The sequence below is a fragment of the Paenibacillus sp. FSL L8-0158 genome (genome assembly GCF_038592965.1).
Classification (GTDB): Bacteria; Bacillota; Bacilli; order Paenibacillales; family Paenibacillaceae; genus Paenibacillus; species Paenibacillus polymyxa_D.
Genome location: NZ_CP151949.1, coordinates 2,769,211 through 2,783,045, shown reverse-complemented (window position 1 = coordinate 2,783,045; position 13,835 = coordinate 2,769,211). Strand labels below are relative to the sequence as shown.

The following is a 13,835-nucleotide window of genomic DNA, read 5'->3' as shown; positions in this document are numbered from 1 at the left end:
AACTGAACACAAATAAAAACGTAGTACGCACTATTTTGATAGGTACTACCCGAAAGGATATTGTAACCATGAGTATGGCTGAATTTAAAGGTAAAGTTAAAAATATTCAAGATACACCTTTTGGTTATACAGTTTCATTGATTGGTGGTAAATGGAAAATGGTTATTATTTATCTTCTAGCTGAAAACCGAACAGTTCGCTTTAATGATCTGAAAAGACAGATAGGGGCTATTACTTATAAAACATTGAGTTCACAACTAAAAGAATTGGAAGCGGATGGTCTGGTAAATCGAAAAGAATATCCTCAAATCCCCCCTAAAGTCGAGTACAGTCTCACAGATAAAGCAGAAACACTATTACCTGTTTTGGAAGGGTTATGTGAGTGGGGAACAAAAAACCAAAATAGTTAAATCCAGTTTTCTAATAAAAAGCCTATATGCGAAAAGTATGCCGAAGATGCCGTATTCTTTATTCTCCAACGGAAGAGACAGCATACAGCCGTTCAGCAAATTCTATTATATTAATTATCGCTTCAAGCCAGATTTATCTCTCGAATCACTTCAAGCGGAACCTTCGATTTTCGGTCTTCCGTCAACAACCCGTTGACTTCCTGCTGTACATCGGTTACCTGTGTATAAGCAATAGCCCGAGAGATAGGGGGTCGCTTTAATTGCTCCGGTGATTACACGGAAATGTTCGATAAAAGCTTCGACTGAATAAAGGAAGGAAATGCTGTTGTTTACGGTGCTTTCCTTGTCCTGATATCGCTCCAAAAACTCTTCGCCCGTTTCCACATAATCATGAAGAGTTAAAATATCCGAGACCGTATGCTCCCATCCGTCATTGGTAACCACCGGACGATACGGATCAATCGTCTTCGTCAGATGATAAATGGTTTGCGTGAACTGCTGCTGCCTAACATCATGTCCAATGGTCGATATGTCCCACGATTCATTGAACGGGACCCAAGTTATGATGCTTGGATGATTGTACTGCTGCGGTAAGATTTCCAGCCATTCCTTCGTAAAGCAGCTAACCGCCTGATCATTGAACTCAAAGGTCGACGCCATTTCCGACCAGACAAGCATGTCTTTCACATCACACCAATATAAAAAAAGAGTCAATAATATTGTATTAAATTATTAATTTTGTAATAAATACCGATCATGTTCGATTTCTCTGGTTCAAGAACCCATAGGAAAGACAGCGATTATTGAGCCGAACCCTATACAAAAAAGCAACACGTTATTCCCTTGCTTTATGTAATAAAAAGCCACTGATCTCTGGATTAAAATCAGCGGCTGATGCTCTCTTCATTTTAAACTTTCTTTAATACCCATACTCCATACGGTTCCAAGGATACGATACCAGTCAGCCTGCTACCGGAAAGGAGTTCCTCCGTCTCAACACTCAGTTTAACCTGAGCCGTTTCTTCGCTGTAATTCAGTAGAAATACCAGCTCTTCTTGTGCATCCGCACGAATAGCGACTTCTACCGTTGAAGGAGCTTGGCACCAGCCCGCAAGCGGGGATGTCACTGGCAGCTGTCTTAGAAGCTCAACCGCTATCGGTAAGTCAAAAGCTGCACCCCAATAGTAAACCAGTCCCTCGCCAACACGGTTGACGGTCAAGGCCGGTTTCCCTTCATAGTAGCTTGATGCGTACTCCGCGAGTACTTCTACCGTGTCAGCATGAACACTCAATATATCGTTGAAGCCTGGAGCACAAAAATCAAGAGCTTGATCCTTAAATCGCACCAATACAGGTGATGCCGTCCCATTTATCATCGTAAATTCCTCTACGTGAACGCCGCTCATTGCGGCTGCAGGGCCTGGGAGTGGCTGCATACGGCAGTGACCGAACTCGTTCTTATAACCGGTGCGGCAACCGAAGATCAGGATGCCCCCATCCTCTACATATTTTTGTAACATAGCTGCCGTACTGTCTCGTAGGATCGCCGGATGCGTGTATACCAGCACCTTGTAATTGGCCAGTTCCCGCAACTGTTCTGATTCCTTACCCGGACGGATTGTAACCATATCCGAAGGTATATGTCCATACTGCAGTGCCTTGTACCAGCCGAGCTCACTTTGCTTTGTCAAGGGACCATACCATTTATCCAACTCGCCATCCCACTCGTTATCATAATCGCGAAGTAGAGCAACCTCTGCCACGTAGCGTTTGCTAAGAATCCGCCCTCCAACCTTCTGCAGCTCCTTACCGACGCGACCTGCTTCTGCGACCCGACGATTCGACTGATTGTGATAATCATTAATTCCATGCCAGTACATTTCCGTACCAAACGTTGCCGTTCTCCAGCGGAAATACAAAATCATGTCTGCCCCGTGAGCAATGCTTTGATAGGTCCACAACCGCATCTGCCCCGGGCGTGGAGATGGCATCTCCATCCTGTTCACCCATCCTCCCGGACCGGATTGCTGCTCCATTACGCAGAAATTTGGTGACATCCCTCTGACGTTACTTAAAGAAAGTCCCCACTTGCGATCCAGCAATGGCTTCTCCCCTTTGTCAGGATAAATGGTACTGAATTGAGGGTAAGAATCGTACGAGAAAAAATCAAGTAGTTGATCCGTCATTCTATGGCTATCCAAATGCCCGAATACACCGTTGGTTGTCACCCACTGATTAGGCGCCACTGACCGAAGTATGTCCACTTGTAGCTTGGCAAACGAAATGGTGTTATCGGATATAAATCGTTTCTCGTCCAAAGCCTGATGAGGATTCGTTGACCCGGATACGGTTGGACGAGTTAGATGAACCTGCTTCCAGCTGTCATAAGTTTGATTCCAGAATACAGCACCCCAGGCCTTGTTGAGCTGCTCCAACGTACCGTATTTTGCCTCTAGCCAGCGTCGGAAAGCCTGATGATCTGCCTCGGCATAGAAGACGTTTATCTCGCAGTTCAGCTCATTATCAATTTGCCACCCAATGATGGCCGGATGATCTTTGTAATGTTGTGCCATCTCTCTTGTAATACGTGCGCAAAGCTCTAAATAAATGGGACTACTGTAGTTATAATGCCGACGCTGACCATGTTGGTACGTGACCCCCTCCATGGATACGTTCAGTACCTCGGGATACTTATAAGTAAGCCATGCCGGTGGCGTGGCTGTTGGAGTGCCCATGATCACTTGAATTCCGCTTGCATCTGCCTGCTCCAAGAAACGGTCAAACAGCGTGAATTCGAATTTCCCTTCCTCCGGCTCGAAAATCGACCAAGCAAATTCTCCAATCCGAATGATGCTGAAGCCCAGTTCCTTCATTCTTATGAGATCGTCCGACCACAACGATTCGTCCCAGTGTTCAGGATAATAACAAGCTCCCAAATGAAAGCGATCTAAAGATAAGGATTTCGGCATGCTCCAATTCTCCTTCAGTAGAAGTGATAGTACAAAAATGTGATTCTCTGATAATTGTATCTATTGTAATATAAGAATAAATGGATTAGAATAACTCGATTTTGCTAATTGAATTACTTTTTTGCTAACTTACTCAAGGAGATGGATACATGATTAAAATAGATTGTTATCTTCCTTCACCCATTCTAAATAAAGGTATACTGTTTCCCGAATCGTTAGGACATTACATGAACTTCCCCAATCATGGGGAGCGAAGGAATGCAGGATTACTGAAAGAATACAATTTACATATCATTTTTGCAGGCAAAGGCGTTATTGTACATGATGGGAAGGAAATCGAGCTTACCCCTGGCATGGGCTTTCTTTTCGGCAAGCATACGACGCAGCAATATCGAACTAAACCCGAGGATCCCTGGGATGTCCGATGGATTCATTTTGACGGGCAAGATGTAGATTCGCTATTACAAGGTCGAAGCATGCACGAACCGTATCTGTTCTCGCTCCACCGGCCAGAACATTTAAAACCGCTGATGGAAGAAATGTTGCAACTTGCCCAAGCTTACCGTCACGACTATGATGTAAGGATCTCTTCCCTGCTTTATGAAATTCTTCTGGAGATCGTCCACCATTCCAACCAAATTTTCGGCACCTCTCCCGGCGGCACCGTCCATGAAAGGATTCGTCATACGGCGGAATATATTCGTGTGCATTGTCGGAACATGCTCGATTTGAAGACAATGGCTGCGACGTCAGGTTATAGCTCCTTTCATTTTAGCCGGCTCTTCCATCAGATCATGGGCAATACCCCAGCTCAATATTTACTCCAATGCCGAATAACGTTGGCCAAGCATCTCCTTGTATCCACGGCACTCACTGTAAAGCAGATTGCACTGGAAACTGGCTTTCATCAAAGCAGCTATTTTATCAAGAGGTTTGGGGAGCAAACAGGTATCACACCGGAGCAGTTTCGTCAGCTAAGAAGGATGGGTTAGTACAATCCAAAACTTCTTCAATAGCTGGGCGTGTGTGTATAGTGGCATACAAATTGAAATTACAAATTTTACAGTTGAATAAAAGAATAAGCGGCCGCTTAGGACGTTTGGTTAACATGTCCTACGCTACCGCTTCTGTTAATGTTTTTATATTGCTTATATTTGGGATTAAATTGTCTATTTGGATATCGCTCCGAAATATTCTACAACTACCTCACGGAATTCCAGAGCAGCCCGCGAAATATACCGACTCCTGTGCCATAATAAAGCGATCTCCCGTACCAATTCGTGATTTTCTACTTGGAGATATCTAAGATGTTCCCGTGAATTCCTTGCCGTGCTTGGTATGAAGGCTATGCCAATTTCTGCTTCCACAAGCGTACTAAGCCTTGCAGGTTCATCCCCCTCATACACATATTTAGGTACAAATCCTTCCGATTTGCACACAGAGTCCACTAAATCACGAGTACCATAGCCTCTCTTCACACCGACAAACCATTCATCCCTTAGATCTGTCAACGTTACACTGCTTCGATCTGCCAGTCGATGCCCCTTTGGAACAGCTACAAGGATTGGGTCGATAAACACGATCTGGCATTCGATGTTATCCCCCTCTATTGGAGGTGAGGACAAGCAAAAATCGACCTCGCCTCTATGAAGAAGCGTTACCATTTCCTGTGTAGTCAGCATTTGCACATGAAAATGAATATAAGGTCGCTTTTTCCGAAACTCTCGCAGGATATTGGGTAATGTGCTTGCGGTGGTCACCGCCAATTCGAGAGTGCCATATTCCGGGCTGGATAAATCGCTAAGCTCCTGCTTCCCCTGCTCCAGTTCAAATAAAGCCCTCTCTGCGCGGTGAAGGAATCTGCTTCCGAACTCATTCAATCGCAGTTTCCTCCCTGTTCGATCGAATAGAGGAACCCCCAGATCTTCCTCCAGGCGCTGAATCGTTTTGCTCAGCGACGATTGAGTAACGTGCAGACTTCGTGCAGCTTCGGTCACATGTTCCAAACGAGCTACCGTCAGAAAATATTGCAGTTGAAGAAGTTCCATTATGCCCTCCATTCATTCCCTCAAGTCAATGAGATTATAACATCAAATGCGTTGGAATAAATAATCGATTTCAAGTACGATGACATTAATTCGCTATGGGGGGACCAGAAATGAGCGTTCGCAGCTGGTGGTTAATGATTTCGGTTGGTCTAGGGATACTATTGAACCCATTAAATTCTTCGATGGTTTCTGTTGCTATTCCAAGTCTACAAAATGTGTTCCATCTTGACTTTACAGGTGTTTCCTGGATTATTTTTTCTTTCTACATTGCAAGTAGCATCGCTCAACCTGTCATGGGTAAGGCCAGCGATTTATTCGGTCGTAGGAAGATATTCCTTACCGGGCTTGTTGTAGCCTTCATTGCATCATTATTAGCTCCAATATCACCACATTTCGGGTGGCTCATCGTGTTCCGCATTGTGCAATCCATCGGAACAAGCATGATGGTTGGAGTTGGAATGGCTATTGTTCGAATTCATATTACAGAGAAACAAGCAACTGCGTTGTCTGTTTTGTCCATATTCCTATCTGGAGCGGCAGCAATTGGCCCCTTTATTGGCGGGGTCTTGATTCATTGGTGGAATTGGCCTGCTATCTTTTTCATCAATATTCCGTTTGTAGTGGCAAGCTTTGTATTGGCTTGGAGGAATATTCCTAAGGACGAACTGCCAACATCCGTAGCACGCAACATGTCTTTTCGTAAATGGTTTGATTTGATTGATGCAGCAGGGATTCTGCTCTTCACATTGGGTCTGGTTGCCCTGCTCGTTGGGTTACTCTCGGCAAAATCATCTGGGCATATCTCATTAGGAAATGTCATTGTCGGGCTGATAGGCTTCGTTGCACTGGGGGCATTCGTACGACATGAGTTAAAAGCGACATCACCCTTTATTCCTTTACGCACATTCGCCAGTTACCCTGCGATGATTTGGGTTAATGTCGAATTCATGCTCGTTAACGTACTATATTACTCGCTCTTTTTTGGGCTTCCGTCCTACTTGCAAATGGTACGTCATGTCAGCGAGTTCCAAACAGGCATTCTCATGCTAAGCTTAGGCTTGTGCTCACTAATTACTTCCCCAATTGCAGGACGATGGATCGATAAATCAGGACCCCGACCGGCATTGCTGGCGTCAGCAATTCTGATGACATTGGGGTCAGTGTGGCTCGTGACATTGAATCCCACTTTACCGGTTATCAGCGTGTGTTTGGCTCTAGCTGCATTCGGTATTAGCAATGGTTTGAACAATGTAGGTATGCAAGCAGCCCTATTCCAAAGTTCTCCAAAAGAAATAATTGGCGTAGCATCCGGATTATTTAACACCTCAAGATACCTGGGAACCATCATCTCTTCATTATTGATAGGTATCGTAATGGGAGGTACATTTAGCTTCAAGGGATTTCAAATACTTGGGATTATCCTCACGTTAATTGCATTGTCTTTGGTATTCATGAGTCGGCGGCACCGGGAGTCAGCGCAATTGCATGAGTCATAGGTTCACCAAGTTCATATCTCAAACCATTGCGCGGTACGGATCATCATGCACCAAATGTCATTTATCTGGCGTAAAGATGGTGTCTCCCCTCAAAATGGAAGGCTTTACGCAGGATGGTGGAAAGAAAGTTTATAAATAAATACTAGATAATCTAGGTACACCACATAAATCGAAGAAGGGAAGAATCCGAAAGAAAGAATAACATTTCCCCAGCCTTTGATATACTGATGATATTTTATTCGTCGTTTATATTAGTTAATCACAGTACATCACTATAATCTTTTATCTTCTTGGATACGAATCAGTCGTTTCCTGGTATTCTATCGGACAATACAGCGTTTGATTTAATGTTTTTGGCTGAAAGATGGTTACAACAAAAAACGCCAATTCGCCGTCTTTTTATACATAGTTGTTGTCCTTCGACAGTAATGAGCGGTCAGGCGTCGCCATAGATATGTAACTAAATAAGTAGAAAACTCCAAAGCGGTTAATCTCCTTATTCAGTTTCTTTGATGGCTACAATGCGCAAGCGGCTAGTGTCGATCATCCACTGACCACCTTGATCAAGGTTTGACTTAACCTTTGCCTCGATGGCGCGGTAGGTCGACCCTTTATCAGTAGATGTAACGTGATTCGCCCTCCCCCCCCCATTTCGTACTAAAAAACCGCTGATTTGTTCAGATCAGCGGTTTGAAATCTCAATTTTCCCACATATTCATCAACATACTTTTAGATTTGTTTATTTTCTGAATTCGGCTTATCAAAACCTAACAGCACTACTCTTTGAGGTGTTAATGAAGCCATTTGTTGAATCTTTTTTTGCTTTTATCTGATCATCATTGATTTAAGAATCACTTCGTTGTGGCTTCGTACAAACGCTGTAAAATGGTAACAGCTTCGGCCCGTGTGACTAGCGCTTTTGGGTGAAGGTATCCTTCATTAGCGGTAAGAACCCCCATCTTAGTTAGGGTGTAGAATGCTTCCGCCTTTTGATCCTGGGAATCTCCATCATAGGAGTACTCTTCTCCAGTCTTGTCGATGTACAGCACCGGATAGTAGGCCGAGAAATTGTCATTGTAATTGGCTTGACGAACTTTCATATCTTTGTACTGCGCAGCTGCAGACATCACTTCCTCAATCTCAGGATGAAGCGTCTGATTAGTATAATCCGTCCGAAGAGAGGCAATCATCATCACATCCCAGCGGGTCAATGCTTTATCAGGCTTGACATAGAATTGATAGTTTGGATATTTCCCCCCAACACTTTCAGCATACGGCCAAACATAGTCCCCGTTGAATATTGCTGCAAAATCTTTATTCGCCCAGTGTTTACGCGCATCCACAAAATCGGAAGATTCGCCGGAAGAACGATCGATTTCTGGAAAAAGCTTGTGAAACATATGTACAAATTCCGCTTTCGTTATGGTTTTGCTTGGCTTGAAGGTCCCATCTTCATAGCCCTTGACAACGCCCTTGTCGACCATGGAACGAATCGATTCGGCAGCCCATTCATATTTTGTTCCTTCCACATCAGAAAATGTGTTTGCCGCGAAGGCAGATTGACCGAAAAACAGTGTCGTCGCAACCAACGGGGTGATAAGCCATTTCTTTTTCAACATCTCTTTCCACTTCCTTTAGGTAAAATTTATGTATAAAATAGTTCTCTAGACTCAATTTTATATCGGCATTTCAAAAGAAAATGATGATATTAATGAGAAAATAGCGTTGAACTATCGTTCTCAGTTACTTTAGCGAACTTCACCCTCCAGTATTCGCATTCCTTTCTGTTAAACCCCTCCTACTTTCTTCATTTGATATTTCCAATAAAGCAATTCTTCATCCTTGTGATCAATTTGAAATCCTAACTTCAATAACAAATTCTTAGAGCTGATATTATCAGGTACGCATCTTGCCGTTATGATTTGGACTTCTTCATGATTTAATGACCACTCTATTAATTTTTGAGCGGCTTCATAGCAATAGCCTTTGCGGCGATGGCTTTCATTCGTTGCAAAACCGATCTCAATCATACCGTTCTGATCAGGATCTCCTAAAAAACCAATCCCTCCAACAATTTCTTGGTTATCCTTATCTACAATGATCCAAGAATCAAAACCTCTAGTGCCATTATTTTTTATCAAAAGTTCTTGAAAATAAGGTAAAGCATCAAAGAAATCAGGACCCGGCCATTCATCACTGGTTTTATAACCCAAAGCTTCAATAGCACCTATATCACGTCGAGCTGCTGCTTCAATTAAATTAAGATCAAGTGTTTTTAATATGAGCCGATTCGTTTGAAGTTTCATATATTATCCACCTTTCGATTTACTTAGATTGAATCTTTTGGATCGATAAATAAACCCTTCCGCCTCGTTCCAATCGTTATAATGAAATATCCCTTTTTCATCACAATACTCAAGCAGTTGTACATTATACCCCGCTTCTTCGAACATCGATCGTAACGATTGATAAGTATGTACGATTTTATGAGAAGCTACTGGATGGTCCCTTGGCCCAGGTCCTCCGATTTTGACTATATTTTGATACCATTCATTCGGAAAGTAAGCATCTGGGACTGCACATCGAATGTAACCTCCGACCTTTAAATATCTAAAGCATAACTTAGCTGCTTGAACTCCTTCAGCGTAATATGCAACAATAATTTTCATTAATGTGATTAGAATACTCGTTATTGAGTGATAACCTTACAGGCCTTTTCCGCCTAGGGCACGCAGTTTAATGGGCTCCGCTCCGACAATCAACGGTCGGCCGCGTTGTATCGACGCTAGTACCTCTTCGTTCTTAAGACTGGCTGCATGAGCATCTGCATCTTTCCACACTTCGGTCACATACACCGCATTCGGGTCGTCGTCTGACACATTGACTATATACAAATAGCAGTCAGTATTCGACTTCAACAGATCGGCCGCTTCTAGCAAGATGCCTGCAAGAGCATCCCTTTGCCCTGGAAGTGCCGTCAACTTTCCATACATAGCAAAATGGTTCATGATCCTCATCCTACCCTCGAGCGATATTTGACTTCATCTTATCATAATGTTCCGCAATGTCAGCGCTAATTTCAGCAAGCTTCTCCACAAGCGCTAAAAAATAGTCGGGACCATTCCTCCATCCATACGGATGGGAGAACCTTTAAATGCAGATGCATAAGGACTACATACAAATGTAGCTAGTCTTCCTATTTCAATAGGCTTGATAAATCGCTGTATTTCAGATTGAGGCAGGTTTGTAACCATAAAATCTTTTTCTTTTTCCGAAAAAGTCATATCTTCATGAGGATACATACTCTCAATTATTTGGTGCACATTCTCAGAGAGTGTTGGTCCTGGCATAATCGTATTGACTGTAACTTCTGTCCCTATTGTTAATTTAGATAAGCTTTTTGACAATGACAACAACATAGATTTTGTCATACCATACTGAGGCATTTGTCCTGAAGGCATAATTGCTTCTTCACTCGCAATAAAAATAATGCGTCCATAATCATTTTTCAACATTTTAGGTAAATAAAATTTTGATAATCCATTTGCAGCAAGAACGTTAGTGCGGAAGTATTTTTCCCATACTTCATCGTCTACATCCTCATATTGCATAATTTCATAGATACCCATATTGTTAACTAAAATATCAATTTCGGGGTACTTTTCAAATAAGGCTTCTCTTTGTCCAATATCCACAATATCGGCTGTAGCATTTTGAGGGGAGGTAGCTGGGAAATCTAACTTAATTTCATTTACAGTTCGTTCTACCTTTTCATAATTTCGTCCATTAATTAGTACATTAACACCTTCTTTGGCTAGTTCAATGGCAATTGCTTTACCTATGCCTTTCGTTGATCCTGTAACTAAAGCTGTTTTATATTTTAATCCCATATCCATAATACACTTCTCCTTTTTTAAACAGTCTTGTGCTCCGGATAGTGATTATATTATCTTGTCTGGATTGTCCAGTAACTAGCACATTGCGCCAAAGTTCTTGTTTAATACGCCAAATGACAAAACTCATTAAGCAGTCCTAGCGTGCTCCTGATATCGAGTTTGTACCTAAATGTTCAGTTCTCCAATTTGAAGGTGTATCACCCTCCCATTGGCGGAAGGCGCGGTAAAACGAGTTCTGGTCTTCGTATCCAATTAAGAATGCCACCTCTTTAATGTCGAGCGAGGGGTCTGCTAAGTACTCTCGTGCCTGCTCATGTCTAGCTTTTGTCAATAGAATCTTGAAGCTCGTATTTTCGTCAGTAAGCCGGCGCTGCAAGGTACGATCGCTCATACTGAGTTCCTTCGCCACAGCCTGAATGTCGGGGCGCCCTCCTGTGAGGCTGCGTTTCATGATCCATTTGACCATCTCGGTAATTGAGCGGCTACGCTGCTGTTCATCCAACGATCGGTCCAGAACAGGAGTCAAGATTTCCAGCAACTCTTCGTTGTACGAGACAAAGGGGCGGTCCAGGTCCCTTCGATGTAGAGTCAATCGGTTACATTTTGCACCAATCCGGATACGACAGCCGAAGTAAGCTTCAAGGGCTTGTACATCGCCCATGGAGTGCGAAAATTCAACAAACTGCGCTTTCAAAGGTTGACCTGTGCCCCGGCGCCCAATCTCCAGAAGAAAAGCCAGCGTGCTACCAACCAGTATCGGCGGACCAGACTGCTCGGGAGATAGCCACTCCAGATCAATTGTACAGTGCTCGCCCTCCTCAGTGATATGTAGGTTTTCCGGGGGACACAGTTGTTTGTACCGAGCCATTCGGTTTAGAGCGTCGCGGTAGTCCCGAGCGTGGTAAGTCGCTAAGACAGTCGGTGGGTACTTCGCTGTATCAAAGACGGTCGCAAGCTTGATGATTCCTTGGGCCGTGTCACCAATGAGATCAGAATATGCCTGCCAGATCGCGAAATATTGGGCGGTGGTGACTACTGGCTCAGTAATAATGGTGATCGGCAGTCGTGCTTTGCGTGCTACGTCGTGGGCGCCAAACCCTAACTGAAATAATCCTGCCCACAATCCTGGCGGGATTTTAATACGGTCAGAGGTATGAGTCTTCATATATATGGGCCTCCTTTATATACTTATATATTCATTGGTTTTGGTTGCGATGGGTCCCTCTTAAGTACACATAAGGATACTCTTAAGTACGTTAAGGTGTCTACATTAACGTAATAAGCTGTGGAAAATGTTACATCATCTTGTTATCGGGGCTACTTTCAATCAATGACGAGTGATTTGGCGAATTACTTAATCATGATAAAATTCTGTTAATGGCATGAAAGACTCATTCTCAACACCAAAAAACACACCCTTATGCTTATGAGTGTGTTTTCTAAACCTCAAATCACCGACACTCTTAGGAATGTCATTCCCTTAATACAAATGATTATTCTAGCAATTTCATGGATTATTTTATGTTTTTTTGGAAGATTTAGAGTGAAATGTGTTGATTTAAAGGAGAAAATAGCGGATTTAATTTTTATGTAAAAACATCTTCTTCTCTTTACGTGTAAATTAAACCTATTCGAAATCTCAGCAACTTAAAAATGATCAAGCCATAGAATTCGGTTGTGGAGCGATACCTGCTTGAGTTTTATGGTGGGCAAAATTATTTTGCTCACCATTTCAAAGGTTTACTGATTACTTAAATGCACCCCAAAATTTCATTAAATAAATCTGTTTGTTTCTCTCCAGGCTCCTATATATCTCTCTTATGATGGATCGAAAAATAGAGCAGATCTAAATAGTTCTTCGAATCACGCTTTTGGTTGCTGCCGCCTCAAAAATCGTCTCAATCAGCACCAATACACGGTGTACTTCTTCATTTTTGATCGCAATCTCTGCTTTTCCTTCGATGGTGGAGACAAAATTCTCATAAAAGCTTTCTGCAGCAGCAGGTATTTTCTCAATCGGGAACTTAAGGGTGGATTCCTCAGACGGCGGCGCCATCGTTTTCGTCAATCCTTGACCTGCTTGAATCGGCTTGGGTTCCACGTGAGCAACATCTGGATTTCGGGTGACGATCTCTCCGCTCAAATCCCAGTCTCGAATCACTGCGGTTCCTTCGGTTCCTTTAATATACCAGCGTGGCAGCTTTACGTAATTGGTTGTACCCACTTCAATGACTGCTGTCAGGCCGTCCTTGAACTCAATAAAGCTGGCAAAGCCGTCATCCACTTCAGTCCCCAAAATATAGCTTAGGGTAGCAGCTACGCTTTCTATTTTGCTGTCCGTAATCTGAAGCAGCTGGTCCAACAGATGTACTCCCCAATCCAGTAGCATTCCTCCGCCATACGCCTTTAGTTGCCGCCAGTCACCTGGAATGCCATTAGCTCCCTGAACTCGCGATTCCAGCTGGAAAAGCTCGCCCACGGTCTTATTGCCAATTATATCTTTGATAATTCGGAAGTCTTCATCCCATCGACGGTTCTGATGTACCGTAAACACACGATTTTCTTTCTTTGCCACCTCAACAATATCCAAGAAATCCGCGCTCGTTATCGTAACCGGTTTTTCGCAAATAACATGCTTTCCGGCTTGTAGCGCCTGGATCGCGATTTCCTTATGAACATCATTTGGTGTTGCTATCAAAACAATATCCACGGCCTCATCGGCCAGAACGGCATCCAAGCTAGCGTAGGTTTTATAGCCGGCAGCCGCAGCCAGTTCCATCCGGTAATCGACAATATCATATACACCGCCAACGGCAAGTTGCTGATTAGATTCGATCAATTGAACATGGTAGCTTCCCATGCCTCCATAACCGATGATGACTACATTGTATATACGATTGTCCATTTTCATCTTCCTCCACTCCTGATTTAAGCCCACCGCATATCAATCGGTTGCTCACGTATCCATAAATCTTAATGTCTTCGTAACTCACCCTTCACTTCGTCGGATAGCTCT

At 43.2% G+C, this 13,835-nt stretch carries 11 protein-coding genes and 2 pseudogenes; 3 read left to right on the top strand and 10 right to left on the bottom strand.

Annotated elements, in window-relative coordinates:
- The first annotated feature begins 68 nt into the window (after positions 1 to 68).
- Positions 69 to 410, top strand: a complete 342-nt coding sequence (locus NSQ68_RS12480) for a helix-turn-helix domain-containing protein (RefSeq protein ID WP_029518466.1) — start codon at positions 69 to 71, stop codon at positions 408 to 410.
- Positions 411 to 532: 122 nt separating this feature from the next.
- Here the strand turns inward: NSQ68_RS12480 and NSQ68_RS12475 are convergent.
- Positions 533 to 1,115, bottom strand: a pseudogene (locus NSQ68_RS12475) (glycoside hydrolase family 2 TIM barrel-domain containing protein); the annotation flags it as partial.
- 203 nt (positions 1,116 to 1,318) lie between these two features.
- On the bottom strand, positions 1,319 to 3,379 hold the full coding sequence (locus NSQ68_RS12470) for a beta-galactosidase (protein WP_342428988.1): 2,061 nt from the start codon (positions 3,377 to 3,379) through the stop codon (positions 1,319 to 1,321).
- Positions 3,380 to 3,528: 149 nt separating this feature from the next.
- Between NSQ68_RS12470 and NSQ68_RS12465 the strand changes: the two genes are divergently transcribed.
- Positions 3,529 to 4,371 carry an AraC family transcriptional regulator gene (locus tag NSQ68_RS12465; protein WP_342428987.1) on the top strand — a complete coding sequence of 281 codons (843 nt, stop codon included), beginning with the start codon at positions 3,529 to 3,531 and terminating at the stop codon, positions 4,369 to 4,371.
- 177 nt (positions 4,372 to 4,548) lie between these two features.
- On the opposite strand, the gene NSQ68_RS12460 is transcribed toward NSQ68_RS12465, so the two are convergent.
- Positions 4,549 to 5,427: a LysR family transcriptional regulator gene (locus NSQ68_RS12460; protein WP_342428986.1), complete on the bottom strand. Its 879-nt coding sequence runs from the start codon at positions 5,425 to 5,427 to the stop codon at positions 4,549 to 4,551.
- 110 nt (positions 5,428 to 5,537) lie between these two features.
- Between NSQ68_RS12460 and NSQ68_RS12455 the strand changes: the two genes are divergently transcribed.
- Positions 5,538 to 6,923, top strand: a complete 1,386-nt coding sequence (locus tag NSQ68_RS12455; protein ID WP_342428985.1) for an MFS transporter — start codon at positions 5,538 to 5,540, stop codon at positions 6,921 to 6,923.
- Between the two features lie 851 nt (positions 6,924 to 7,774).
- Here NSQ68_RS12455 and NSQ68_RS12450 read toward each other — a convergent pair.
- The 7 genes and pseudogenes from NSQ68_RS12450 to NSQ68_RS12420 form a co-directional block, all read right to left on the bottom strand.
- Entirely contained in the window at positions 7,775 to 8,542 is a 768-nt protein-coding gene (locus tag NSQ68_RS12450) for an S-layer homology domain-containing protein (protein ID WP_342428984.1), read from the bottom strand.
- 168 nt (positions 8,543 to 8,710) lie between these two features.
- Positions 8,711 to 9,229, bottom strand: a complete 519-nt coding sequence (locus tag NSQ68_RS12445) for a GNAT family protein (RefSeq protein ID WP_307354212.1) — start codon at positions 9,227 to 9,229, stop codon at positions 8,711 to 8,713.
- A gap of 3 nt (positions 9,230 to 9,232) precedes the next feature.
- Positions 9,233 to 9,571, bottom strand: a pseudogene (locus tag NSQ68_RS12440) (SAM-dependent methyltransferase); the annotation flags it as partial.
- A gap of 57 nt (positions 9,572 to 9,628) precedes the next feature.
- The gene (locus NSQ68_RS12435; RefSeq protein ID WP_342428983.1) at positions 9,629 to 9,931 is read right to left on the bottom strand and encodes a putative quinol monooxygenase; all 303 of its coding nucleotides are present in this window, start codon (positions 9,929 to 9,931) and stop codon (positions 9,629 to 9,631) included.
- A 93-nt stretch (positions 9,932 to 10,024) separates the two neighbouring features.
- Positions 10,025 to 10,819, bottom strand: a complete 795-nt coding sequence (locus NSQ68_RS12430) for an SDR family oxidoreductase (protein WP_342428982.1) — start codon at positions 10,817 to 10,819, stop codon at positions 10,025 to 10,027.
- A gap of 136 nt (positions 10,820 to 10,955) precedes the next feature.
- Positions 10,956 to 11,984: a helix-turn-helix domain-containing protein gene (locus NSQ68_RS12425; RefSeq protein WP_342428981.1), complete on the bottom strand. Its 1,029-nt coding sequence runs from the start codon at positions 11,982 to 11,984 to the stop codon at positions 10,956 to 10,958.
- Positions 11,985 to 12,665: 681 nt separating this feature from the next.
- Positions 12,666 to 13,730 carry a Gfo/Idh/MocA family oxidoreductase gene (locus NSQ68_RS12420; protein ID WP_039275006.1) on the bottom strand — a complete coding sequence of 355 codons (1,065 nt, stop codon included), beginning with the start codon at positions 13,728 to 13,730 and terminating at the stop codon, positions 12,666 to 12,668.
- Positions 13,731 to 13,835 lie beyond the last annotated feature (105 nt).

Bases quoted from the DNA above. Each gene is read 5' to 3' on its own strand.
- NSQ68_RS12455 (WP_342428985.1), top strand. From the start codon at position 5,538: ATGAGCGTTCGCAGCTGGTGGTTAATGATTTCGGTTGGTCTAGGGATA.
- NSQ68_RS12425 (WP_342428981.1), bottom strand. From the start codon at position 11,984: ATGAAGACTCATACCTCTGACCGTATTAAAATCCCGCCAGGATTGTGG.
- NSQ68_RS12450 (WP_342428984.1), bottom strand. From the start codon at position 8,542: ATGTTGAAAAAGAAATGGCTTATCACCCCGTTGGTTGCGACGACACTG.
- NSQ68_RS12470 (WP_342428988.1), bottom strand. From the start codon at position 3,379: ATGCCGAAATCCTTATCTTTAGATCGCTTTCATTTGGGAGCTTGTTAT.
- NSQ68_RS12430 (WP_342428982.1), bottom strand. From the start codon at position 10,819: ATGGATATGGGATTAAAATATAAAACAGCTTTAGTTACAGGATCAACG.
- NSQ68_RS12460 (WP_342428986.1), bottom strand. From the start codon at position 5,427: ATGGAACTTCTTCAACTGCAATATTTTCTGACGGTAGCTCGTTTGGAA.
- NSQ68_RS12445 (WP_307354212.1), bottom strand. From the start codon at position 9,229: ATGAAACTTCAAACGAATCGGCTCATATTAAAAACACTTGATCTTAAT.
- NSQ68_RS12465 (WP_342428987.1), top strand. From the start codon at position 3,529: ATGATTAAAATAGATTGTTATCTTCCTTCACCCATTCTAAATAAAGGT.
- NSQ68_RS12435 (WP_342428983.1), bottom strand. From the start codon at position 9,931: ATGAACCATTTTGCTATGTATGGAAAGTTGACGGCACTTCCAGGGCAA.
- NSQ68_RS12480 (WP_029518466.1), top strand. From the start codon at position 69: ATGAGTATGGCTGAATTTAAAGGTAAAGTTAAAAATATTCAAGATACA.
- NSQ68_RS12420 (WP_039275006.1), bottom strand. From the start codon at position 13,730: ATGAAAATGGACAATCGTATATACAATGTAGTCATCATCGGTTATGGA.